A 22,347-nucleotide genomic window follows, 5' to 3' on the forward strand; every position below is an offset into this window, starting at 1 on the left:
GTCCCCGCGCGTCCCGGCGCCGCCCGTCGACGGCGTGTCATCGCTTGCGCTCGCGGGAGCGCTCCCGCTCGACGCGGGCTTGAACTGAAACTTGTTGCCGCCGCAGCTCGGGCACCCCGAAAGCATCTCCTTCGAGCCATCGGGGAACACCTTACCGCACGTGGTGCATTGATGTGGCATTGGTGGATGGTAGCGCCGGATGACGCGTGAGGGCGTTCGTTGGACCCCCTATTTTCGCGAGACGAGCGCGCTGATGAGGTTCTCGTCCTTGTGGAGCGTCTGAATCTGGTTCGCGGGTCCGATGACGGTGAGCTTCTGGGTCGACTGTCGGCCCATGAGCCGGTCGAGGAAGCTCTGGTCTGCGGTCTGCGAGCGCGGATACGTTTCGATTTCGATACCGTTGAACTCGTCGGGGCTTATCTCGGCCATCGTGACCTCGATGAGCTTCGACTCCTCGTCGGGCGAGAGACCCTCTTCGAGGATGACGATGTTGCCGTCGCGGACGCCGTCGAGGATGAGCCGAATCTTCTCCATGCTCGTGAGGTTTGCCATCCGATTCCCGCTGAAGAGGTCTATCTGGACCCCGTCGGTACCGTCGTCGGAGGCGGTTGCTTCAGGCATGGTGAATCACGCGAAGTACTCCGCGATTTTGGCGTACACTTCGTCCATGTTCTCACCTTCGAGCGCCGACAACTCGACTGTTTCGTGCTGTGGGTACGCGTTCGCGATGCGCTCGACGTTCGACTCTTCGAGGTCGATCTTGTTCGCGAAGATGAGCACGGGCAGGTCCTGGCTCTCGATGATGCCGATGAGCATCGTGTTGACCTGCGATATCGGGTCTTTCGTGCTGTCGAGCACGTAGATGACGCCGTCGACGTCCTCGCGGAGCCAGTGCATGGCCTCGGCGACTCCCTCGGTCGCCTCGCGGGACCGGCGGACGGCGTCGTCCTTCTCCATGTCGTGTTCGAGGAACTCCTTGTAATCGACTTTCGTCGTGACACCCGGCGTGTCGACGATGTCGATGGTGACTTTCTTGCCGTTCCGCTCGATCTCGACGTTCTCCTTCCGCCTGGCGCGGCGAGTCTCGTGAGGGATGTGGCTCTCGGGACCGATGGCGTCACCGGTCCAGTCACGGGCGATGCGATTTGCGAGAGTCGTCTTCCCGGCGTTGGGCGGGCCATATATACCGATCCGCTTCGGCTCGCTCTCCGAAAAGAGCCGGTCGACGACTCGTGAGATGCTGTCTCTTAAATCTGTGAGCAGTCCCATCCTGGGCCTCCCGCACCTCCCGAACGCGTCGTGGAGGGCGTATGGAGGTATCACCCAACCGGACTCACTTAAGCACTACGTCAGACACCAGTCACGTGGGAGACAGGACGACAGAAAGGAACGTCGTGGACAGCGGTCGCGACGGACCGACGCGAGCGGTCCAGAGACGAACGTCGAATGAGTGTTCAGCCGCAGCGTGCCGAGCGGTCGAACGCGGCCGACTGACCGCCGACAGAGTTCGCACGCCGGGACACACGCTCTCTTCATTGCTACTTCGGGCGTGCACGTGTGCGAGCTGAAGATCCGTCTCGGGAAGTCCTCCTATCTCGCGAAATTCGTGCCTCGTAATCCCGTCCGTTTCGTCTGCGGGCCGGTCGACACGAATAGTATCCACGCCGGTTGGTGGTCGGACTCGCGTCGAGGTTGAGGCGGATTCCCGCTTCGACGGAAGTGAACATCTCGTCTCGGGACACCCCCACCCCTTCGTTTCGGGTGGAACCTCCCGAAGGGGTGGGTGGGGGGAGACCGCTAGACGGCGGTCGGACGTTAATTCTATTCTAGGGAAGTACAATAATATCTCTTTTTGCCCCAGTACGGTTATGGTATGCGAATATGAGTTATAAAGCTATCCCTATCTAAAAGCCACCGAGACCCCCTCCCCACCTTCTCACGGCTCCACCCGAAACGAAGGGGTGTGGGGCATTCGAGCCCCAGGGGTTTCCCGTCGAACTGGAGATCGACCACTTAATTGCATAGGAAACGGAGGGGTTAGACCGGCCGCAAAATCACTCACACCCCAGATTTCACCGAAAGCGTGTTTCGGCTGTCTCCACACGAAACGAGGGGGTCACCAGCACCAATTTTTCTCGTCGGACACCTACTTAACTCCGACTTCCACTCCACCGACGCGAACCAGTGGGGTTTCGTGCCGACTGGAGACATGGTGTAGAGCCGACCGTGTCCGGTGTGCGACTGTCGTTCGTCCAAACCTGCCGCCGTCGTTCGGTGTCGCGACACGGCCCGCGGTTCGACTCGACAGAGCGCGATTGTTCGAACCGACGCGTTTCAACTCGACTGACTGGACCGTGGCTAGTCCTCGCCGTCCAGCCGTCCGACCGAACCCGTCGACTCTCGTCTGACTTGGCGTATCTCTCTTCGGCTCACCATATGACCCAACGCACATCGTCCGACCGACTCTGTCCGTTGACTGCTCACCGACTCTATCCGCTGACTGCTCGCTGACTCTGTCCGATTTGCGTTCTCCAATCGACTCGAACTACTCCCCTTCATCCGAACTTCCTCTCACCTGTCTCTGACTTCCGCCTCTGGTTTCGACTCCGAGACGTTCAACTCTCGGTGTCGATACGACCGCCGATGCCATCGATGACGACCCATCGATGACGACCTCATCGACCGACCACTCCGGTCCCGCTTTCGAACTGGAGTCACGGAATCTTCGCTTCCGACCGAGTCGGAGTCGTTCGTGTTGAAACGGTCCCGTCCGGCCGAGTTCGGGTCGAACGACGGTAGACAAGTCGGAGAAGTAAGATTTTTGTACCGACTGTTCGTTTGGTTCCTTTGCATCATCTGGAATCGCCTTCTTCGGCGTGATGCGTAGATGCCGGCTATCACCGGCCTCACGCACCTTATGCGTCGCTGCGGGCGACTATTCCACTTGAAACAAAGGGGTATTCACGATGGACGAGGAAGAGAATCCGCGAGGCGGCACACGAGGGGAAGTCGGGAACAGCACGTCGGACGACAGCGCCATCGACGGTGACTCCGGCGATGCGTCCAGTACCGACGCGTCCGCTGACGATGCGTCCGCCGGAGCGACGACAGCCGCCGAGGAAGACGTCTCCCCCGAAGACATCGACATTCAGGCGAGCATCGGCCCCGACACCGACGCCCCCGACGCGTCCGACGAAGACCTCGACCAGCACAAAGACCCCGATGTCGGTCTCGACAAGGTCGTTCTCAACGACGACGAGGAGTCCAAGGGCCTGTTCGACGACCTCCTCGCCGGCGAGCCGATTTTCGAGAACAAGGAAGTCCTTCGCCCGTCGTACACGCCACACGAACTCCCCCACCGGACCGACCAGATAAACCAGATGGCGACGATTCTCGTCTCCGCCCTGCGCGGGGAGACGCCGTCGAACATCCTCATCTACGGGAAGACCGGGACCGGCAAGACCGCGAGCGCGAAGTTCGTCAGTCAGGAACTCGAATCCACCTCCCAGAAGTACGACGTTCCCTGCGAGGTCGAGTACATCAACTGCGAGGTGACCGACACGCAGTACCGCGTGCTCGCGCAGTTGGCGAACAAGTTCATTGAGAAGAACGTCGAGCGCATCGAGGCCGAACAGGAACGCCTCGACGAGATGCGAACGCGGGCGACGGAAGACCCCAACGCCCTCGAAGACACGCCGTACGACTCCATCGCCGAGTTAGACGAGCGCGCGGCGGAACTCGACGACGACGCCGACGAGATGGAGACGGTGCCGATGACCGGGTGGCCGACCGACCGCGTCTACACGACGTTCTTCGACGCCGTCGACTACAAAGAGCGTGTGGTCGTCATCATGCTCGACGAAATCGACAAACTGGTCGAGAAGTCGGGCGACGACACGCTCTACAACCTCTCGCGGATGAACTCCGAACTCGACAACTCCCGCATCTCCATCATGGGAATCTCGAACGACCTGAAGTTCACCGACTTCCTCGACCCACGGGTCAAGTCGAGCCTCGGCGAGGAGGAAATCGTCTTCCCGCCGTACGACGCGAACCAACTCCGTGACATCCTCCAGCACCGCGCCGACGTGGCGTTCAAGCCCGGCGCGCTCACCGACGACGTGATTCCGCTGTGCGCCGCGTTCGCCGCGCAGGAACACGGCGACGCCCGGCGCGCACTTGACCTGCTCCGCACCGCCGGCGAGCTCGCGGAGCGCGGGCAGGCCGACACCGTCGAGGAGGCCCACGTCCGGCAGGCGCAGGACAAAATCGAACTCGACCGCGTGGTCGAAGTCGTCCGTACCCTCCCCACGCAGTCGAAAATCGTCCTCTTCGCCATCATCCTCCTGGAGAAAAACGGCGTCCGCAACATCAACACCGGCGAGGTGTTCAACATCTACAAGCGCCTCTGCGAGGAGATCGACGCCGACGTACTGACTCAGCGCCGCGTCACCGACCTCATCTCGGAACTCGACATGCTCGGCATCGTCAACGCCGTCGTCGTCTCGAAAGGGCGCTACGGCCGGACCAAGGAAATCAGCCTCTCTGTCCCATCGACGAGACCGAAGCCGTCCTGCTGACGGACTCCCGACTCGGCGATATCGAGAGCGCACAGCCGTTCGTGCAGGCGCGGTTCGACAACTGAAGGACAAACAACTGAAGAACAACTGAAGAACGAAGTCCGACTCTGTTACTGCACTCGCGTCACGCCGCGAGCGCGCCGACTCGCATCGGTGTCTCCGATGGTTCCGATAGCGCCGATGGCTCGACCTGAAGCGGTGCCGTCGGTGCGTCGGCGGCCGTCGCCTCAATCGTCGTCACGCCGTCGGTCGCCACGTCGTTAGTCGCCGCGTCGTCAGCCATCACGTCAACAGACTCGCCGGACGTCAACAGACTCGACAGGCTCGACGGACTCGAAAGAGACGGGCGCGACCGGCGTCGTCGTCGCCATCGAGTTGGCGAGCGTCAGCCGAACCCATCCGAGAAGCGGGATGCGGATTCGCGCGACGCCCTGGACCCACTCGGGGCGGACCGGGTCGGCGATGCCGCTCACCTGGTCGTACCGCGGGTTGTTGTCGCCTTTCGTGATGAAGCCGGCGTACTCGGCGGGGCAGTTGGCGAGTTCTCGACAGTTGTCGGCCGACATATATTCGGGGTTCGCCCGGTCGTACCAGTTCTCTCCTTCGTCGACCCAGAACATCGCCCGGTGGATAATCGGGGGCCCTGCCGACCCGGGGTCGTCGTAGACGATGACGCTGCCGGGGCCGCCGAACTTCCGGTAGTCGACCTCCGCGCCCGTCTCGGCCGTGACGACGGCGGTTCCCTCGACGGACGCGTCCGGGGCGAATCGTTCCGGTCCCGTGATGAACACGAGGTCGCCTTTGTGCATGTGCGGTTCCATGCTCCCGCTTTCGACGGCGACCATCGGTGGCCACACGCCGCTCACCGCGAACAGGAGCAACCCGACGGCCAACACGGCGAGCGCGCTCGTCAGGACTTCGCGGACGAACAGAAGCGGCCCCTCCTCTGCCGTCCGGAGCCGAGTTAGTACGCCTTCGTCGGAGGCGGGACCGCGCCGCGGGTCGGGGGAGGGCGGGCGACCGTCGTCGTCACTCATCACTCCCAGTTTACCCGGACTGGGTTTCAACGTTCTGGGTTTCGGCATCCTTTTTGCCGCGTGTCGCACACTCCGGGTGTGCCACTGGAGACGCCGGCGCGCATCGTCCGGGCGCTCGTCGGTCGCGGCTACAACGCCGAACGCGAGGCCGTGACCCTCATCGCCGGCTCCGACGACCCCGGCCGGACCCTCGCCCGCGTCGTCGAAGCCGTTCCGGACGACGCGCTTCGCATCACCGCCGACCACGTCCGCGAGGTGCTCGCCTCCGCCCCCGCCGCGGACCCGCCGGGAACCGAATCGACGGGGTCGGCCGCCCCGGACGCCGCCGTATCCGATACCGCCGCCGACCCCGACCCCCCTGTTTCCGCTGCAACACCGCACGACAACGCGGACCACACCACTCAATCAGCTCCAGCTGAAGCGAAGGGCGGACCGGCCGGGCGGAACGTCGACCCATCGCTTCGGTCCCTCGAAATCGCCAACGACATGACCGGTCAGTCGACGGGGACCGGCGAGTACGGCGACTTCGTGAAGGTGTTCCGCGACCGCTACGAGAAGCTCTCGAAGATGCTCCGCGGGCGCGTCAACCACCGCCCCGCGAAGGCCATCTCGAACATGTCCGGCGGCGAGGACGCGGAACTCATCGGCCTCGTCGACGACGTCCGGTCCACCAAGAGCGGCCACTGGATTATCGACCTCGAAGACACGACGGGGACGTTCCCCTGTCTCGTGATGAAGGACAAGGACATCGCGAGCCACGTCGACGAACTCCTCATGGACGAGTGCATCGCGGTGCAGGGGACGCTGTCGGGCGACGCGGGCATCCTCTTCGTCGACTCGCTGCACTTCCCCGACGTGCCGCGGAGCCACCGCCAAAACACCGCCGACAGGGACGTGCAGGCGGCGCTCATCTCGGACGTACACGTCGGCAGCCAGGAGTTCATGGCCGACGCGTGGAACCGCTTCGCCGACTGGCTCCACACCGAGGAAGCCGAGCGCATCGAGTACCTCCTCATCGCCGGCGACATGGTCGAGGGCGTCGGCGTCTACCCGAATCAGGACGAGGAACTCGACGTCATCGACATCTACGAGCAGTACGAGGCGTTCTCCGAGCACCTCAAATCGGTGCCCGGCGACCTCGACATCGTGATGATTCCGGGCAACCACGACGCGGTCCGACTCGCGGAGCCCCAACCCGGTTTCGACGACGAACTCCGCGATATCATGTCGGCCCACGACGCCCGCATCACGAGCAACCCCTCGATGGTCACCCTCGAAGGCGTCAACGTGCTCATGTACCACGGCGTCTCGCTCGACGAGGTCATCGCCGAACTGCCGGCGGACAAGGCGAGCTACGACGAGCCGCACAAGGCGATGTACCAGCTCCTGAAGAAGCGCCACGTCGCGCCGCAGTTCGGGGGTCACACCCGCCTCGCGCCCGAGGAACTCGACTACCTCGTCATGGAGGACGTGCCCGACATCTTCCACACCGGCCACGTCCACAAGCTCGGCTGGGGGAAGTACCACAACGTCCTCGCGGTCAACTCCGGCTGCTGGCAGGCCCAGACCGACTTCCAGAAATCCGTCAACATCGACCCCGACGCCGGCTACGCGCCCATCGTCGACCTCGACACGCTGAACATGACGGTTCGGAAGTTCTCCTGAGCCGGCCGTTCACTACTGACGTCCGTTCGACTCAGCGACCGTTCTCCCGCCCAGGATGCTACCTGATAGCACGCCGGATGTGCGGCGGTCGGGACCATTCCGCCGTCGCTTTTTATCCGCGACGCGCGCAGAACCGGTGATGACTGACGACGCGCTGTTCGACGCGACGAGCCTGAACGACCTGTCGCTCGCTAACCGGACCGGGTTGGCACCGATGACGCGTATCAGCGCCACCGACGAGGGGTTGGCGACGAACGAGATGGCCCACTACTACCGGAAGTTCGCCGACGGCGGCTTCGGCTTTCTCGTCACCGAGGGCGTCTACACGGACGACGCGTACAGTCAGGGCTACCTGAACCAGCCGGGGCTCGTCACCGACGACCACGTCGAGGCGTGGACGAACGTCACGGACGCCGTCCACGAGGTCGACACGCCGATTTTCGCGCAGTTCGATGCCACGCCGGGGCGCAGTCGCAGGGGAACCCCCCATCTCGACGGCGACCGGACGCTCGCGCCTTCCGCGGTCCAGCCCGACGGCCAGAAGGCCGAAGCCTACGGCGGCAGCGGCGAGTTCGCCGTCCCGAAGGCGGCTGACGAGGCGGACCTCGAAACCGCCCGCGAGGGCTTCGTACGGGCGGCGAGGAACGCGGTCGAAGCCGGCTTCGACGGCGTGGAACTCCACGGCGCGAACGGCTACCTCCTCAACGAGTTCCTCGCGGCGGACGCGAACCGGCGCGACGACGAGTACGGCGGCGGTCCCGAGTCCCGAGTCAAATTCCCCGCGGAGGTCCTTTCGGCAGTCGCCGACGCGGTCCCCGAGGAGTTCGTCGTCGGTATCCGCGTCTCGCAGGAGAAAGTGACCGACGGCGACTACGAGTGGCCAGAAGGCGAGGACGCGGCCGCGGTCTTCTTCGAGGAGCTGTCGGCGGCCGGAGCCGACTACGTCCACACGACCGAGACCGACGCGACGAGTCCGACCTTCGGCGCGGACGGCCCCTCGCTGGCCGAAGCCGCCGCCGAGTACGTCGCGGACGACACGGTCGTCATCGCCAACGGTGGTCTCGGCGACCCCGACGCGGCGCGTACCGCCGTCGACACCGGCGCGGACCTGTTCACGTTGGGGACGAGCGCGCTCGCCAACCCGGACTGGCCGGCGCGCGTGGCCGCCGGCGACGACCTCGACGCGTTCGAGCCGACGAAGTTCCTCGCGCCGACCGCCGGGCTCTCGGACCACGAGGTGCCGTCGGAGCCGCCGCTCGCGGACGACTGACGCGCGCTCGACGCCGGACTCTCTGACGCTGAACCGACCACCGAACCCCTTCGCTTCCACTCGAACTCTCGTTTCGCGGCTCCTCGACGGTCGCCGTATTCGGACGCGCTAACTCGATTCGACTACCCGAGCGTCACGTCGAGGTAGAGCATCACGACGACGCCGACCATCGTCCCGAACGTCGCCACGCGCTCGTGGCCGTTCGAGTGCGTCTCGGGGACGATTTCGTCGGAGATGACGAACAGCATCGCGCCGGCGGCGAACCCCATCGCGTAGGGGAGCAGCGCCGAGGCGTACTGGATGGCCCACGCGCCGAAGACGGCGAGCGGAATCTCCACGAGACCGGCGCGGATGCCCGCGAACGTCGCGTAGGTCGTGTTCCGAAGCCCGGCGTTGACGGCGGCGATGGAGACGGCGAGTCCCTCGGGGATGTTCTGGATTCCGATGGCGAGCATCAGCGGGATGGCGGTTCCGAGGTCGCCGGAGCCGAAGCCGACGCCGACGGCGAGGCCCTCGGGCATGTTGTGGATGGTGATGGCGACGATAAACAGGATGACCGAGGCCATCTTCTTCTCCGTTTCCGGGGCGTCCGTCCGGGTCTTCCCGGTCACGAGGATGTGGACGTGCGGAATCCACAGGTCCGCCTGGTCGAGGACGACGACGCCGATGACGAAGCCGACGAGGACGGGAATCGGACTTCCGCCCGCCGCCTCGATGCCGGGGAGGATGAGGCTCGTGAAGCTCGCGGCGAGCATGACGCCGGCGGCGAAGCCGAGGAGCGTGTCGAGCGAGCGCTTCGAGGGGTCGCGCCAGACGAGAATGAGAAGCGCGCCCAGCATGTTCATGCCGGCGATGACGATGCCGCCGAGGAGACCCTGCATCACCGGGTCCGAGCCGGCGAGCGAGACAAACAGCTCTTCGACCGCCGTCACGGTCGTCTCACGCTCGGCGGTCGGTTTCCGCGTCGTTCGGTCATGGGCCACCTGACGGGCGGGAGGTATGTATTCCCTCCGTCGGTTCTCGTCGCCCTCGCCACCCGCGTCGGTCGGGACGGCGGGAGCGAGTCGAGTGGTCGCGGCCCGCGGGGGACCGGGCTACCCCGTCTCGTCGAGGACGTACCGGACCGTCGGCGACCCTTCGAACCGCGGACCGTGGCCGACCCGGTCGAAGCCGGCGTGCTCGACCGCGTCGCAAAGCGGCGTCTCGGATTCGAGGACGAGCACCTCGACCGGCAGGGATTCGGCGCTGGCGAAGCGGAGCGGTTCCTCCAGTAGTCGCCGCACCGCCGTCTCGGTCCCGCCGAGTCGGGTGACGTGGAGGACGCCGTCGCGGACGTCGAAGCCGACGAACCCGAGCACCGGTTCGTCGTCCGCCGGCGCGTCGGCGTGGGGGTCCGAGCCGGTGTCGGCGGTGGCGAGGCGAACCGTCCGGTCGCGTATCAGCCGCCGCATCGCCCGTACCGGCGCGTCGGCGACGGCGGCCAGCGCCTCGGCGTCGGCGTCCACGGCGTCTCTGACATCCATGCCCGAACGTTCCGCGGCTTCGGTGATAAATCTCCGCCCGCGAGGCGTCGGTACGGGCCGTCTCAGCGCCGGATTCGCGGGTGACGGCAACGGTTGAACCGGAGGACATAGTTATACGTCCCCCCGCGTTAGCCCCTCGCATGTTTACCAACGAAGCCCCGAAGCGACGCGACGCACCGGAGGGACGATGCGCGTAGTCGCGAAGTTCGGTGGCACCTCGCTCGGTAGCGGCGACCGAATCAACCGCGCCGCGGACTCCATCGCCGCGGCCGTCGAACACGGCCACGAAATCGCCGTCGTCGCCTCCGCGATGGGCTCGACGACCGACGACCTCCTCGACGAGATCAAGTTCGAGGCCGACGACCGCGACCGCGCCGAAATCGTCTCGATGGGCGAGCGGACCAGCGTGCGCATGCTCAAGGCGGCGCTGGCCGCCCGCGGCGTCAACGCCCTGTTCGTCGAACCCGGCACCGACGAGTGGCCGGTCATCACGAACGACCTCGGCGAGGTCGACGTCGAGGCCACGAGAGAGCGGGCCGCGAAGCTCGCGGCCGAACTCGACGGCGTCGTCCCGGTCATCACCGGTTTCCTCGCGCAGAACCACGACGGCGAAATCACGACGCTCGGCCGCGGCGGCTCCGACACCTCCGCCGTGATGCTCGGCAACTACATGGACGCCGACGAGGTCGTCATCGTGACCGACGTGGAGGGCGTCATGACCGGCGACCCGCGCGTCGTCGAAGGCGCGCGCAACGTCGGCCGCATCACCGTCGACGAGCTTCGGAACCTCTCGTTCCGCGGGGCCGAGGTCGTCGCGCCGTCGGCGCTGTCGTACAAGGACGCGGCGCTCGACGTTCGGGTCGTCCACTACCAGCACGGCGACCTGCTCACCGGCGGGACGCTCATCGAAGGCGAGTTCCACAACCTCATCGACATGCAGGAAGAGCCCCTCGCGTGTCTCACCGTCGCCGGGCGGGCGATTCGCAACCGACCGGGCATCCTCGCGGACCTCTCGACCGCCCTCCGAGAGGAGGACATCAACGTCGACTCGGTCGCCTCCGGGATGGACTCCATCACGTTCTACGTCCTCGAAGACGACTCCGACCGGGCCGAGGCCGTCCTCCACGACCGCGTCGTCGCCGACGACGCGCTGTCTTCTGTCACCGTCGAAGACGACATCGCCGTCGTCCGCGTCACCGGCGGCGAACTCCCGAACCGCCCCGGCGTCATCCTCGACATCGTCCAGCCGCTTTCCGACGCCGGCATCAACATCCACGACGCCATCACCTCCGCGACCTCCGTCGCCATCTTCGTGGCGTGGGACGACCGCGAGGAGACGCTCGGAATCATCCAAGACAAGTTCTGAGCCGGCCCCACCCCGCAACTCGGTTCGAATCTATTTTCGCGCGCTCGCGTCCCCGCCAGCGACGCCCAACGTCCGGGAGTACGCGACGGCCGCCGAGGTCGGTTCGTGGCGGTTCGTGGCGACAGCCGACCAGCCGACGACACCGATGTACATTCCCGTTCACGAGCGTCGAAAACCGGGCGTCGTCCATCGATTTTCTGCCTGCCGAATACTTCACATTCGCGGGCCTATTGCGGGCATGAAATCGTACAAGGCCAAGATGGTCGAACCCATCGAACTCCCCTCGCGCGAGGAGCGCGAGGCCGCCCTCGAACGGGCCGGCTACAACGCGTTCAACCTCGACGCCCGCGACGTGTACATCGACCTCCTGACCGACTCGGGGACGGGAACCATGTCCGCAGAGCAGTGGGCGGCGATGATTCGCGGCGACGAGGCCTACGCCGGAAGCGAGTCGTTCGCCCGCCTCGCCGACTCGGTCCGCGACGTGATGGGCTTCGAGCACGTCGTGCCGACCCATCAGGGCCGCGGCGCGGAGAACGTCCTCTACGGCGTCCTCTTGGAGGACGGCGACGTGGTGCCGAACAACTCGCACTTCGACACGACCCGCGCCCACGTCGTCAATCAGGGCGCGGAACCCGTCGACTGCCCGTCGCCCGCCTCGCGGGACCCCAACTCCACGGAGACGTTCAAGGGGAACTTCGACATCGACGCGGGCTACGCGCTCGTCGAGGAGGTCGGTGCCGACGCGATTCCCGTCGTCGTCCTCACCATCACGAACAACTCCGTCGCCGGCCAGCCCGTCTCGATGGCGAACATCCGCGCCACCGCCGAGTTCGCCCGCGACATCGACGCCATGTTCGTCATCGACGCCTGCCGGTTCGCCGAGAACGCCCACTTCATCAAGACCAACGAGGCGGGCTACGAGAACCACTCGGTCGCCGAAATCGCCCGCGCGCAGTTCGAACGCGCCGACGCCGTCACCATGTCCGGCAAGAAGGACGCGCTCGTCAACATCGGCGGGTTCGCCGCGATGCGCGACGAGACGGTGTTCGAACACGCGAAACAGCGCGCCATCCTCTACGAGGGCTTTCCCACCTACGGCGGCCTCTCGGGCCGCGACATCGAGGCGATGGCCGTCGGCCTCCGCGAGGCCGTCACGCCGCCGTACGTGTCCGACCGCGTCGAGCAGGTGGCCGAACTGGGCGACCTCCTCGTCGAGGCCGGCGTCCCCGTCTACCAGCCGACCGGCGGCCACGCGGTGTATCTCGACGCCGGCGAGGTGTTCCCGCACATCCCGAAAGACGAGTTCCCCGGGCAGGAACTCGTCTGCGCGCTCTACCTCGAAGGCGGCGTCCGCGGCGTCGAACTCGGCGGCTTCGCGTTCCCCGGCACCGACCGCCCGGACCTCGTGCGCCTCGCGCTCCCCCGGCGCACCTACAGCCGCGAACACCTCGAACACGTCGCCGAGACGGCCGCGAAAGTCATGGCCTCGGCCGGCGAGTACGGCGGCCTCGAAATCGTCGAGGAGCCGCCGATGAAGGAGCTTCGGCACTTCTCGGCGCGGCTCGAACCGGTGTCGAACTGACGGCCTCAGGATAGCTACTCGCTCTTTTCCCTACTTCCCCTCGTACAGCCGACTCGCCAGTCGCTCCGGCAGGCCGACCTCGCGCACGCGCTCTGCGACGCGGTCGATGTCGTAGGCGACGCGGTCCGTCTCGATTTCCATCGCGTCGAGGTCGGCGACCGCGTAGGCCGCCCGCGGGTCGCCGTCGCGGGGCTGACCGACGCTCCCGGGATTCAGGACGATTCCGTCGTCGTAGATTCGGTGACCCTGCACGTGGGTGTGACCCAACACCAGCAGGTCCTCGCCGTCGAGGAGCGACGGCGAGAAGTCGTCGGGATAGGTGTAGCGGTCGGGGTGGTCGGGGTGTCCGTGGGCGAGTTTGACCCGGCCGTCGGCAAGGGTGCGGGTCTTCGGAAGCCCGGAGAGCCACTCCATCGACGCCGGCGACAGCGCGTCGCGGGCGTAGTCGACTCCCGCGGCCGCCATGCTGTTGAAGCGGAAGCCGGTCCCCGACGTGACCGCGCGGTCGTGGTTCCCCGAGACCGTCGGCACGTCCCGCTCGGCGAGTTCGGACACGCACTCGTCGGGCCACGGGTTGTAGCCGACCACGTCGCCGGCGCAGACCAATCGGTCGACCGGCGGCATCGATTCGAGCACCGCTTCGAGTGCCGGGAGGTTCCCGTGCACGTCCGAGATGACGCCCAGACGCATGGCTCGGTGTACGGGTGCGCGGCTGAAAAATCTCGGGCCGAGCCGAACTACTCGCCGTTGTAGAAGGCGGTCTCGACCGCGTCGCCGACGGTCGCGGCGGCGGCGCAGACGGCGTGTTCGAACTCGTGGTCGTAGAGTTCGCGGGCCGCGTCGGCGGCGGTCTCCGCGTCGAGGTCGAACGCGCGGGGGTCGTCTTCCTCGTAGGTCGCCACGAGCGTGGGTTCGGTGACGGCTTCCACGACGAGGGCGTCCCTGCGGACGATGCCGATGAAGGCCTCGTCGTCGCCGACGACGCCCGCGATTCGGGGGGTGTCGTAGTCGTCTTTCTCGTAGTCGAGCGCGAGCAGAATCTCGGCGAGGGCGTCCCGCGGCGGGTAGCCGAGGTCGAGTTTCTCCGCGATGGGGTCGACCTGCGAACCGTTGCCGACGACGACGTAGTCGCCGCCCTCGCGGACGCAGTTGTAGGCGATGTAGGGGTTGTCGGTCTCGGGGGCGTCGGGCGTCGGTCCGACGGTCAGGGCGTCGTCCCGGTCGACGACCTGTCGGTTCGGGAAGGACCGAGAGGAGACGCGATACGCACCGATTCCGGGGCCAACGACGACGAATCGTCCGACGTACATACACGACAGTGGATAGAATAGGGGCAAATAGTTGGCGGTTTATGCACGTCTGTCCGTCACCGTGCGACGAAATCCCACGGCGGAATCGACACGCAACGTTTACAAATACCCGCGAAGTACGAACTGATGCGAAGTCCCATGGGGTAGTGGCCAATCCTGTTGCCTTCTGGGGGCAACGACCCAGGTTCGAATCCTGGTGGGACTACTTCTCAGCGTTCTACTCTCGACGAGGCCGCGCCGTCCCCCGTTCTCCAGTTGAAACGAAGGGGTAGGTCTCAGAAACCAAAGGGGCCCGTTTCGAGTGGAGTTTTTGATTCCAGACTCTCAGACTCACGAATACGGACGGTACGGGCCGCGAAAATCGTTTAGCGGTCGACCGCGAGGAGCGCGACTCGTTCTCTGACCAGCGCGGGGAGGTCGCCGTCGGCGACGTCCAGTTCCGTCTCGCCCACGTCGAACACGTCGCGGACGAGCGCTTCGTCGTAGTCGCCGAGGGTTTCTGCGGGTTCGAGGCCGAGTCGGTCGAACAGCGCGGCCTCGGCGTCGGCCTCGTCGCCGCCGTCGACGAGAATCACGACGGGGAGCGTCCCCTCCGAGACGCCGATTTCGAACGCGCGGTTGATCTGCCGGCGGCCGCTGGCGTAGAGGAGGATTTCGACCGCCCGGTCGCGGGCGATTTCGTTGCCGCGGGCGATGGCCCGGTCGGCGAGTTCGGTCGCCCGTTCGAGGTGTTCGCGGTCCACGACGTAGCGGGCGTCGAACGCCTGAATCGTCGCGCCCGTCTCGTCGGCCACCTCGCCGACGACCGCGATGAACGAATCGAGGTCCGCGACAGTCGCCTCGGCTTCGACGAGTCTCATTCGAAATCACCCAGACTGGCCTGCTGGTCGGCGCGCTCTTTGGCCGTCTCGAACCCGGCGTCGTCGGGGACGGCGTCGTCCGGCGCGTCGTCTTCGTCCACCTCGTCCATCGAGGAGTCCTTCCGCCCCGCGGCTTCGAGGATGTTCTGAGCCGTCTTCCTGCGACCCCGGAGCGCGGCGAGGATGCGCGATTTCTCCGCCTCGCGGAGGTCGCCCCGGCTCTCGACGCCGGCTTCGAACAGCCGGCGGGCGCGCTTCCGGCCAACGCCGCGGACGCCGGCGAGGTCGAGCAGTTCCTCGCGGACGCCGTACTCGACGCGCTTTTTCGCCTCGCGGACCGCGTACACCGAATCGAGGTCGAGTTCGGAGGCGAGTCGCTCGGCCGCGCCGAGGAGCCACTCGGCCGTCTCGACTTTCCCGCGGATATCGCCGGGACCGACCCCGTAGCGCTCCGTGATGCGGTCCTCGTCCACCTCGCCGACCCAGTCTTCGAGGAGTTTCGCGGTCTTCAGCGCCGACAGCCAGTCTTCGAACGCCACGTCCTCGTACTCCGAGGGAACGCGCCCGAGGAACTCCGGTTCGCGCTCGTAGCACAGCTCGGTGTAGGTCTCGCGGTCGCCGGACTTCAGGTAGAGCTGATACATGTCCGGCGTCCGGCAGACGAGGTGATAGAGACCGAGCGGCGTCGGATACGTCCGGTCGGTCTCGAACGCGTCGGCGTCTCCGTCGCCGCCGTCCCCGTCTTCGCCGCCTCCACTGCCGCCGTCGTCGGCGACCATCTCGCTGGCCCGCTGGAACCCGCCGGGTTCGTCGTCCGAGTCGCTCCGGTCTCCCTTCGGTTTCTCGGGCGTCTCCCCCGCGAGCGCCCGGAGCTTCTCGGCTCGGCGGTCGGCCGCCCATTCGAGGCCGTCGATGATTTCGGCGGCGCTCATCGGGTCGAGGTAGAGCCGCGAGACGGTGTGGCCGACGGGCGTCGCCCGAATCGTCTCTCCGTCGAACTCGACGAACCCGTTCACTTCGAGGTAGTCGAGCACGCGGTCTGTCACCTGTCCCAGTCGCTCGGGGTCGTCGGTCTGGGTCGCATACAGCGTCTGGTCGAGGAATTCGAGCAATCCCTCGCGGGTGTGGGCGAAGCCGGAAGCGACCGTGGCGAGCAGGTGCGTTCGCAGGGCGGGCTCGGCCGCGAGCTTCGATCGCACGTCCTCGGCGTCGGCCCAGATGTACCGCTCGAACAGTTCGTCGCGGGCGTCCGCGTCCTTCGCGAGCAGTACCGCCTCGCCGTAGGGGTCGAGGCCGGGTCGGCCGGCACGACCCATCATCTGGTGGACTTCGAGCACGTCCAGCGGCTTCATCCCGCCGTAGTCGCCGTCGTAGCGCTGCCAGTCGCGGACGACGACGCGGCGGCTCGGGGTGTTGACGCCGGCGGCGAGCGTCGGCGTCGCGCAGATACATTTGATGAGTCGGTCGCGGAAGGCGTCTTCAACGAGGGTGCGGTGCTCGGCGGCCAGCCCCGCGTGGTGGAACGCCGCGCCCTTGGCGACCGCCGCGGCGAGGTCTTCGGAGGTCTCGGTGTCGGACACGTCGCGTATCTCGGCGGCGAGTTCCGCGAGGTCGCTCCGCTCGTCGCCGGTGATGTACCGCTCCGTCACGTCGGCCATGCGGCGGGCCGCGGACTCGGCGTTGCGCCGCGAGTTCACGAAGACGAGCGAGGAGCCCTGGTCGCCGTCGTCGTCGCCCTCCAACGCGTCGGCGACGAGCGCGGGCGTCTGTCGCTCCCCGCGGCCGACCGGCACCTCGCGTTGGCTCCCGTCGGCGAAGGAGACGGCGTTGCCGTAGTGGACGCCCATCTTGAGGTCGATGGGTCGCCAGTCGGATTTGACGAGTTCCGCGTCGAGCCAGTCGGCGACGACGCCCGCGTTGCCGACGGTCGCCGAGAGCGCGACGACCTGCAAGTTCGGGTTGAGCCGGCGGAGCTTCGCCAGCGTGACCTCCAGCGTCGGCCCGCGATGTCTGTCGTCGACGAGGTGGACCTCGTCGGCGACGACGCAGGTGAGTTGGTCCATCCACGCCGCGTTGTTCCGGACGAGCGAGTCGACCTTCTCGGAGGTGGCGACGATGATGTCGCGCGAGGAGAGCCACTCGCCGTCGGACTCGTAGTTGCCGGTCGAGACGCCCACGTCGATGCCGTACTCCTCCCAGCGCTCGAACTCGGCTTTCTTCTCGGAGGCAAGCGCCCGGAGCGGGACGATGTACAGCGCCTTCCCGCCGCGCGCGACGCTCGACAGCATCGCCAGTTCGGCGATGAGCGTCTTCCCGCTCGCCGTCGGGACGGCGGCCACGAGGCTCTCGCCGTCTGTCAGGCCGGCCTCGACGGCCTCGGCCTGCGGCGGGTACAGCTCCTCGATACCCTCGTCGCGGAGGGCCTCGGGAATCCCCGTCGGCAGGCCCGTCAGGTCCGCAGTTCGCATTGCATCTCCCTTGGACCGTCCCCCGGTTTAAGCCATCGGGTCGGTTCGGACGCGGGTGTGTCGCCGCCCGCGGCGTCGGTCGCACGACCGCGACGCGAGGCGACGCCGACCCACGCCCCCGCGTCGGCAGGGCTTTGTACGGCCCGGCGGTACGATTGCCCATGAAAGTCGAGTACGACCGCGACACCTGCATCGGCATGTTCCAGTGTGTCGACGAGTGGGAGGACTTCGAGAAGAACGTCGACGACGGCAAGGCCGACCTCGTCGACGCCGAGGAGACCGACGACGGCGTCTTCGTCCGCGAAGTTCCCGAGGACGCCGAGTTCGACGCGAAGTTCGCCGCCCGCGTCTGCCCCGTCGAGGCCATCCGCATCCTCGACGACGACGGCGAACAGCTCGTTCCCTGACCGCGACGCCGACGACGCCACCGATTTCTCTCATTTTTCCGACCCGACTGGACCCGACCGGACCGTGTGACCGACGACCGTGGGGCGCGTCCCCGAACCCCTCCGTTTCGACTGGAGATTCGGCCGACGATAGAGTGTAAAGGTTAAGCGGCGGGCCCCTAATCGTGCCACTATGAGCCAAGCGACGAAAATCGTGCTCGGTACCGTCGGCGTGTCGGCCCTGCTGGCCGTCGTGTTCGTCGGGATGAGCATCGCCTGAGCGGATGTTCGAGACGCGCACCCTGCCGTCGGACCTCGAATCGGTCCGCGACGAGTACGCCCCCGGCGCGCTCGTCTTGGACGTGGCCGGCGACTTCGACACCATCCCCCCGGAGGCCGCGGAGAACCTCGGGCTGGTGGTCGAGTCGCTCTCCCCGGCGGCGTACCCCGCGGAGTGGCTACCAGACGACGCGCCCCAACAGCTCCGGCGCTACGCGTCGTCCGATTTCACCATCGGGATGCCCGGCGACGGCACGGTGACGTGGTCTCGACAGACCGCGCCGCCGGTCGTGCTGGTGAAGTACCGCGCGAAGGGGACGCCCGACGACTTTCTGGACTTCCTCATCGCCGAGGCGTTCGTGCAGGCCGGCAACGACGAGATTCCCGAACACTTCCTGCCTTTCTTCGGCGAGCGGTTCCCCGACCTCGCCGCGGCGACGCCGCTCGGCCCGAGCGAGACGTATCAGGTCGCCGCCGCGCTCTACGAGGGCTGGGTCGGGCTCCACACCCGCGAGGCGTTCGCGTCGTGGGAGGGGAGCCACGACCGCCTCCACGAGGCGTGGGTCGACGCGGGCGGCCGCCTCGACGACCGACTCGAAAACCTCCCGCGGCTCGTCGCGCTCGGCAGACTCTCGTTCGCCGAGGCGACCGAGTTCGCGTGTTCGGCTATCAAACACGGCCGCGACCTCCCCGCGCCGTTTTCGGCGCTGGACACCGCGGCGTACCGCGACCACGGGCCGAGCTACGCGGTCAAGTGGGCCGAAAAGACGTTCGCGCAACTCGCAGCGGACGACGATGTGGCGTCGGGCGGCGACGATGCCGACACCGACCCGACTCGGCCGACGACGCTGACTCGGTCGTAGCCGGTCGCGTCGCTGTTTCGCCTCAGAACTCGGTCGTGACGGTGCCGTCCTCGTCGAGGTCGACGACGCCGTCGAACAGTTCGCGGAAGCGGTCGAGCGTCTCCTGGTCGTGGACCTCCTTCGAGAGGTGGAACAGCCCCACCGCGTCGAACTCGTCGAGGAGTTCGAGAATCTGCTTCGTCGCCTCGAAGGCGCGGTCCTCGTCGGCGTAGTAGGCCATCTCAGTGACCGAATCGACGCTGAGCCGGAGCTTTCCGTCGTGGCGTTCGAGGAACTGCCGGGTCTTTTCGACGATGGCGTCGAGGTCGTCGGGGGCCGCGACGTAGTAGATGTTGTCCGAACTGCGCCGGGAGTAGCCCCGCTCGATAGAGAGCGTGTCGAGGATGGTGGCGCTGGACTCGTCGACCTCGTAGTGTTCCAGCTTCTGTTCGACCTCGCGCGCGGTGGTCCGCGTCGAGATGACGAGGAAGTGGTCGGTGTCGACCTTGAAGAAATCCGTGTCGATGCGGTCGGTCTCGCCGATGCTCGGATGAAGGAGCAAGATACCTGTGCCGCCCGGAATCGTCTCGGGCGTGTCTTCGATGGCGAGCTCGTAATCCATACCCCAAGCAGTTACCCTGCCGACTTAATCCTTCATACCGCTTGGCCGGCGTCGTCCCGGGACTGTGGTGCGTGTTGACACCTCGCTCGCTCCGCTCAGAACAGCGAGTCCGCCGTGGCCGCGCCGATGACGCTGAACACCGCGCCGACGCTCGTCGCCTTGAGCGTGATGCGGAGCACCGCGAGGTCGAGTTCGTACCCCAGCGCGGAGCCGACGACCTGACCCGACACGTCCGAGAGGAACGTCCCCGGCGCGTCGAACGCGAGCGCGAGGATGAACACGGAGAGATACGAGACGGAGATGAGCGAGATGAACCGGACGGGAACCCCGCCGACCTCGCGCTCCCTGTCGGGGTCGCGGTCGTCGGCCTTGTAGAGCGCGCCGTAGCCCACCGCGAGCACGATACAGAGCGTGAGGAGCGCCTGCGCGAACGACATGCTCCGCGCGAGCACCCACACCTCCTCGGTGACGACGAACGGCCCCGCGAGGAGGAAGCCGCCGACGACCTGCTGGGCGGTGTCGGCGAGCGCGAACCGGCGGCGGACTCCGACCATACACCGGTCGTCGTGACGGCGGTAATTAAAAGGCGCGTCGCGGCGACGGCGACACCGAGCGGGCGGGGAGTTCGACATCGCCGCGGGCCAGTTCGAACGCATTTTCACCCCGGCGCGCGAGGCTTCGGTATGAGCGTCCGCGACGAGTTCGACGCCTGGGCGGCCGACGGCCGCGACAGGGGCATGGAGGACCGACACTGGCACACCGCGAAGCACGCGCTCGCGCGGATGCCCGTCGAGGAAGGCGACACCGTCGTCGACCTCGGAACCGGGAGCGGCTACGCCCTCCGCGCGCTCCGCGACACGAAGGGTATCGGCCGGGGATTCGGCCTCGACGGCTCGCCCGAGATGGTCCAGAACGCCCGCGCGTACACCGACACCGACGACCTCTCGTTTCTCGTCGGCGACTTCGACGACCTCCCGTTCGAGGACGACAGCGTCGACCACGTCTGGTCGATGGAGGCGTTCTACTACGCCGCCGACCCGCACCACACCCTCGAAGAGGTCGCCCGCGTCCTCAGGCCGGGCGGCACGTTCTACTGCGCGGTGAACTACTACGAGGAGAACGTCCACTCCCACGAGTGGCAGGACCTCATCTCCATCGATATGACCCGCTGGTCCCACGCGGAGTACCGCGAGGCGTTCCGCGACGCCGGCCTCCACGTCGCCGAACAGGACTCCATCGCCGACCTCGACATCGACATCCCAGCGGCCGCCGAGTTCCCGACCGACGACTGGGAGACTCGCGAGGCGATGGTCGAACGCTACCGGACGTTCGGCACGCTCCTGACCGTCGGCGTCGCGCCCTGAACTGAACGGCGCGGAAAGACGACCGCCCCGCGCTACTCGACGATGTGAGCCGCCGCCGGGTCGAATCCGACCTCCATCGTCGTCCCGACCTCGAATCCGGCCGCTGATTCTTCGCCGCCGTCTTCGACCGCCACGACGAGTTCCGTCCCGTCCCAGTCGAGTCGCACCCGCGTCGTCGCCCCCTGAAACTCGGTGTCGACGACGGTCCCGCGAATCCGGTTCGTCCCCGCGTCGGCCCGGAGCCGTTCGGGCCGGACGCAGAAGGTGAGTTCGTCGCCGGGTTCGGGTCGGGGGGGCCCTTCGGCCCGCTCCGAACTTCCGTCACCGGGCTGCGTTCTCGACCGTCCGAGCACGCGCCGCCCCTCGGCCAGCGCGAACACCGCGTCGCCGACGCCGACGCGAACCCCCCCCGTTTCCGGTCGAGACTCGACGACTGCGTCGAGGACGTTGTTCTCGCCGAGGAACTCCGCGACGAACCGCGTCCGGGGTCGGTGGTAGAGTTCGCGGGGCTTGCCGACCTGCTCGACGCGGCCGCGGTTGAGGACGGCTAGTCGGTCTGAGACCGCCAGCGCCTCCGACTGGTCGTGGGTGACGTAGACGGTCGTCACGCCGAGTTCCGACTGGATGCGCTTTACCTGTCGGCGGAGCCGGTCCCGGAGGCGGGCGTCCAGCGCCGACATCGGCTCGTCGAGGAGCAGCAGGTCCGGGCCGGGTGCGAGGGCGCGGGCGAGCGCGACCCGCTGTTGTTGCCCGCCCGAAAGCGAGTCGGGGTCGCGGTCTTCGAACCCCACGAGGTCGACGAGGTCCAGCAGTTCCGCGACGCGCTCGTCGCGGGAGCCGCCGCCCGGCGGGTCGGTAAAGCGGAGTCCGTAGGCGACGTTCTCACCGACGCTGAGATGCGGGAACAGCGCGTAGTTCTGGAACACGACGCCGACGCCTCGCGACTCGGGCGCGACGCCGGCCATCGACTCGCCGTCGAAGCGAACGGTCCCCTCGGTCGGGGACTCGAAGCCGGCGATACAGCGGAGCGTGGTCGTCTTGCCGCAGCCAGAGGGGCCGACGAGCGTGAAGAACTCGCCGTCGTCGACCGACAGCGAGACGGAATCGAGCGCCGTCGCCGACCCGTAGCGCTTGGACACCGCGTCGAGTTCGAGTCTCACGGGTTCGCCTCCGAAGTCACGTGCTCCTCT

22 protein-coding genes, 1 tRNA gene and 2 pseudogenes are annotated in these 22,347 nt (G+C 66.8%); 10 read left to right on the forward strand and 15 right to left on the reverse strand.

The annotated features are described in order from the left end of the window. From ATB1_RS20660 to ATB1_RS10185, 3 genes are all read right to left on the reverse strand, one after another. Positions 1-180 (reverse strand): Zn-ribbon containing protein (locus tag ATB1_RS20660; RefSeq protein WP_277813223.1); only part of this gene is annotated, 180 nt, incomplete at its 3' end. Between the two features lie 48 nt (positions 181-228). Next, on the reverse strand, positions 229-621 hold the full coding sequence (locus ATB1_RS10180; protein ID WP_042663591.1) for a DUF2073 domain-containing protein: 393 nt from the start codon (positions 619-621) through the stop codon (positions 229-231). 6 nt (positions 622-627) lie between these two features. Then, complete coding sequence (locus tag ATB1_RS10185; protein WP_042663592.1) at positions 628-1,269, reverse strand: Era-like GTP-binding protein; 642 nt, start codon at positions 1,267-1,269, stop codon at positions 628-630. Between ATB1_RS10185 and ATB1_RS21560 the strand changes: the two genes are divergently transcribed. After that, positions 1,256-1,450: a hypothetical protein gene (locus tag ATB1_RS21560; RefSeq protein WP_128081451.1), complete on the forward strand. Its 195-nt coding sequence runs from the start codon at positions 1,256-1,258 to the stop codon at positions 1,448-1,450. The two genes, ATB1_RS10185 and ATB1_RS21560, sit on opposite strands and share 14 nt — an antisense overlap. A 1,516-nt stretch (positions 1,451-2,966) precedes the next feature. Then, positions 2,967-4,645 (forward strand): annotated as a pseudogene (locus ATB1_RS10195) (Cdc6/Cdc18 family protein). A gap of 59 nt (positions 4,646-4,704) precedes the next feature. Here the strand turns inward: ATB1_RS10195 and ATB1_RS22420 are convergent. Further along, positions 4,705-4,863, reverse strand: a complete 159-nt coding sequence (locus ATB1_RS22420; protein WP_198526081.1) for a hypothetical protein — start codon at positions 4,861-4,863, stop codon at positions 4,705-4,707. Between the two features lie 15 nt (positions 4,864-4,878). Continuing rightward, positions 4,879-5,617 (reverse strand): annotated as a pseudogene (locus ATB1_RS10200) (S26 family signal peptidase); the annotation flags it as partial. 78 nt (positions 5,618-5,695) lie between these two features. Here ATB1_RS10200 and ATB1_RS10205 point away from each other — a divergent pair. Then, positions 5,696-7,282, forward strand: a complete 1,587-nt coding sequence (locus ATB1_RS10205) for a DNA-directed DNA polymerase II small subunit (protein WP_042663594.1) — start codon at positions 5,696-5,698, stop codon at positions 7,280-7,282. 139 nt (positions 7,283-7,421) lie between these two features. Then, on the forward strand, positions 7,422-8,552 hold the full coding sequence (locus ATB1_RS10210) for an NADH:flavin oxidoreductase (RefSeq protein WP_042663595.1): 1,131 nt from the start codon (positions 7,422-7,424) through the stop codon (positions 8,550-8,552). A 122-nt stretch (positions 8,553-8,674) separates the two neighbouring features. On the opposite strand, the gene ATB1_RS10215 is transcribed toward ATB1_RS10210, so the two are convergent. Next, on the reverse strand, positions 8,675-9,484 hold the full coding sequence (locus ATB1_RS10215) for a ZIP family metal transporter (RefSeq protein WP_042663618.1): 810 nt from the start codon (positions 9,482-9,484) through the stop codon (positions 8,675-8,677). Positions 9,485-9,646: 162 nt separating this feature from the next. Further along, entirely contained in the window at positions 9,647-10,075 is a 429-nt protein-coding gene (locus tag ATB1_RS10220; protein WP_042663596.1) for a hypothetical protein, read from the reverse strand. 187 nt (positions 10,076-10,262) lie between these two features. On the opposite strand from ATB1_RS10220, the gene ATB1_RS10225 reads away from it, so the two are divergent. Further along, positions 10,263-11,441 carry an aspartate kinase gene (locus tag ATB1_RS10225; RefSeq protein WP_042663597.1) on the forward strand — a complete coding sequence of 393 codons (1,179 nt, stop codon included), beginning with the start codon at positions 10,263-10,265 and terminating at the stop codon, positions 11,439-11,441. A gap of 30 nt (positions 11,442-11,471) precedes the next feature. Here the strand turns inward: ATB1_RS10225 and ATB1_RS23875 are convergent, their stop codons facing one another. Beyond that, the gene (locus ATB1_RS23875) at positions 11,472-11,594 is read right to left on the reverse strand and encodes a hypothetical protein (RefSeq protein ID WP_277813224.1); all 123 of its coding nucleotides are present in this window, start codon (positions 11,592-11,594) and stop codon (positions 11,472-11,474) included. 85 nt (positions 11,595-11,679) lie between these two features. On the opposite strand from ATB1_RS23875, the gene ATB1_RS10230 reads away from it, so the two are divergent. Beyond that, positions 11,680-13,026 carry a tryptophanase gene (locus ATB1_RS10230; RefSeq protein WP_042663599.1) on the forward strand — a complete coding sequence of 449 codons (1,347 nt, stop codon included), beginning with the start codon at positions 11,680-11,682 and terminating at the stop codon, positions 13,024-13,026. A 30-nt stretch (positions 13,027-13,056) separates the two neighbouring features. Here ATB1_RS10230 and ATB1_RS10235 read toward each other — a convergent pair whose 3' ends face one another. Together ATB1_RS10235 and ATB1_RS10240 are read right to left on the reverse strand one after the other, a co-directional pair. Next, positions 13,057-13,716, reverse strand: a complete 660-nt coding sequence (locus tag ATB1_RS10235) for a metallophosphoesterase (protein WP_042663600.1) — start codon at positions 13,714-13,716, stop codon at positions 13,057-13,059. Between the two features lie 47 nt (positions 13,717-13,763). Continuing rightward, positions 13,764-14,336 (reverse strand): IMP cyclohydrolase, encoded by a 573-nt coding sequence (locus ATB1_RS10240; RefSeq protein ID WP_042663601.1) that lies wholly within the window; start codon positions 14,334-14,336, stop codon positions 13,764-13,766. Between the two features lie 132 nt (positions 14,337-14,468). Between ATB1_RS10240 and ATB1_RS10245 the strand changes: the two genes are divergently transcribed. Next, positions 14,469-14,541, forward strand: a tRNA-Gln gene (locus tag ATB1_RS10245). Between the two features lie 160 nt (positions 14,542-14,701). Here ATB1_RS10245 and cgi121 read toward each other — a convergent pair. Next, a complete protein-coding gene (gene cgi121 / locus ATB1_RS10250) occupies positions 14,702-15,196 on the reverse strand; it encodes a KEOPS complex subunit Cgi121 (RefSeq protein ID WP_042663602.1) in 495 nt (164 codons plus the stop codon). Next, the gene (locus tag ATB1_RS10255) at positions 15,193-17,664 is read right to left on the reverse strand and encodes an ATP-dependent DNA helicase (protein ID WP_042663603.1); all 2,472 of its coding nucleotides are present in this window, start codon (positions 17,662-17,664) and stop codon (positions 15,193-15,195) included. The genes cgi121 and ATB1_RS10255 overlap by 4 nt, the downstream gene beginning before the upstream one ends. Before the next feature lie 161 nt (positions 17,665-17,825). Here ATB1_RS10255 and ATB1_RS10260 point away from each other — a divergent pair, with 161 nt between their 5' ends. Then, on the forward strand, positions 17,826-18,071 hold the full coding sequence (locus ATB1_RS10260) for a ferredoxin (protein ID WP_042663604.1): 246 nt from the start codon (positions 17,826-17,828) through the stop codon (positions 18,069-18,071). Positions 18,072-18,334: 263 nt separating this feature from the next. Further along, complete coding sequence (locus ATB1_RS10265; RefSeq protein ID WP_042663605.1) at positions 18,335-19,192, forward strand: hypothetical protein; 858 nt, start codon at positions 18,335-18,337, stop codon at positions 19,190-19,192. Positions 19,193-19,214: 22 nt separating this feature from the next. Here ATB1_RS10265 and ATB1_RS10270 read toward each other — a convergent pair whose 3' ends face one another. Together ATB1_RS10270 and ATB1_RS10275 are read right to left on the reverse strand one after the other, a co-directional pair. Further along, positions 19,215-19,793: an ATPase involved in flagella biogenesis gene (locus ATB1_RS10270; protein WP_042663606.1), complete on the reverse strand. Its 579-nt coding sequence runs from the start codon at positions 19,791-19,793 to the stop codon at positions 19,215-19,217. A gap of 95 nt (positions 19,794-19,888) precedes the next feature. Continuing rightward, entirely contained in the window at positions 19,889-20,347 is a 459-nt protein-coding gene (locus ATB1_RS10275) for a DUF2391 family protein (RefSeq protein ID WP_042663607.1), read from the reverse strand. A 129-nt stretch (positions 20,348-20,476) separates the two neighbouring features. On the opposite strand from ATB1_RS10275, the gene ATB1_RS10280 reads away from it, so the two are divergent. Beyond that, a complete protein-coding gene (locus ATB1_RS10280) occupies positions 20,477-21,157 on the forward strand; it encodes a class I SAM-dependent methyltransferase (protein WP_042663608.1) in 681 nt (226 codons plus the stop codon). Between the two features lie 32 nt (positions 21,158-21,189). Here ATB1_RS10280 and ATB1_RS10285 read toward each other — a convergent pair whose 3' ends face one another. Continuing rightward, positions 21,190-22,317 carry an ABC transporter ATP-binding protein gene (locus tag ATB1_RS10285; protein ID WP_042663610.1) on the reverse strand — a complete coding sequence of 376 codons (1,128 nt, stop codon included), beginning with the start codon at positions 22,315-22,317 and terminating at the stop codon, positions 21,190-21,192. Positions 22,318-22,347 lie beyond the last annotated feature (30 nt).

It is taken from the genome of Haloferax sp. ATB1 (assembly GCF_000730175.1).

Excerpts from the sequence above, each read along its gene's own strand:
- ATB1_RS10180 (WP_042663591.1), bottom strand. The coding sequence starts at position 621 with ATGCCTGAAGCAACCGCCTCCGACGACGGTACCGACGGGGTCCAGATA.
- ATB1_RS10185 (WP_042663592.1), bottom strand. The coding sequence starts at position 1,269 with ATGGGACTGCTCACAGATTTAAGAGACAGCATCTCACGAGTCGTCGAC.
- ATB1_RS22420 (WP_198526081.1), bottom strand. The coding sequence starts at position 4,863 with ATGGCTGACGACGCGGCGACTAACGACGTGGCGACCGACGGCGTGACG.
- ATB1_RS10210 (WP_042663595.1), top strand. The coding sequence starts at position 7,422 with ATGACTGACGACGCGCTGTTCGACGCGACGAGCCTGAACGACCTGTCG.
- ATB1_RS10220 (WP_042663596.1), bottom strand. The coding sequence starts at position 10,075 with ATGGATGTCAGAGACGCCGTGGACGCCGACGCCGAGGCGCTGGCCGCC.
- ATB1_RS10225 (WP_042663597.1), top strand. The coding sequence starts at position 10,263 with ATGCGCGTAGTCGCGAAGTTCGGTGGCACCTCGCTCGGTAGCGGCGAC.
- ATB1_RS23875 (WP_277813224.1), bottom strand. The coding sequence starts at position 11,594 with ATGTACATCGGTGTCGTCGGCTGGTCGGCTGTCGCCACGAACCGCCAC.
- ATB1_RS10230 (WP_042663599.1), top strand. The coding sequence starts at position 11,680 with ATGAAATCGTACAAGGCCAAGATGGTCGAACCCATCGAACTCCCCTCG.
- ATB1_RS10235 (WP_042663600.1), bottom strand. The coding sequence starts at position 13,716 with ATGCGTCTGGGCGTCATCTCGGACGTGCACGGGAACCTCCCGGCACTC.
- ATB1_RS10240 (WP_042663601.1), bottom strand. The coding sequence starts at position 14,336 with ATGTACGTCGGACGATTCGTCGTCGTTGGCCCCGGAATCGGTGCGTAT.
- cgi121 (WP_042663602.1), bottom strand. The coding sequence starts at position 15,196 with ATGAGACTCGTCGAAGCCGAGGCGACTGTCGCGGACCTCGATTCGTTC.
- ATB1_RS10255 (WP_042663603.1), bottom strand. The coding sequence starts at position 17,664 with ATGCGAACTGCGGACCTGACGGGCCTGCCGACGGGGATTCCCGAGGCC.
- ATB1_RS10260 (WP_042663604.1), top strand. The coding sequence starts at position 17,826 with ATGAAAGTCGAGTACGACCGCGACACCTGCATCGGCATGTTCCAGTGT.
- ATB1_RS10265 (WP_042663605.1), top strand. The coding sequence starts at position 18,335 with ATGTTCGAGACGCGCACCCTGCCGTCGGACCTCGAATCGGTCCGCGAC.
- ATB1_RS10270 (WP_042663606.1), bottom strand. The coding sequence starts at position 19,793 with ATGGATTACGAGCTCGCCATCGAAGACACGCCCGAGACGATTCCGGGC.
- ATB1_RS10275 (WP_042663607.1), bottom strand. The coding sequence starts at position 20,347 with ATGGTCGGAGTCCGCCGCCGGTTCGCGCTCGCCGACACCGCCCAGCAG.
- ATB1_RS10280 (WP_042663608.1), top strand. The coding sequence starts at position 20,477 with ATGAGCGTCCGCGACGAGTTCGACGCCTGGGCGGCCGACGGCCGCGAC.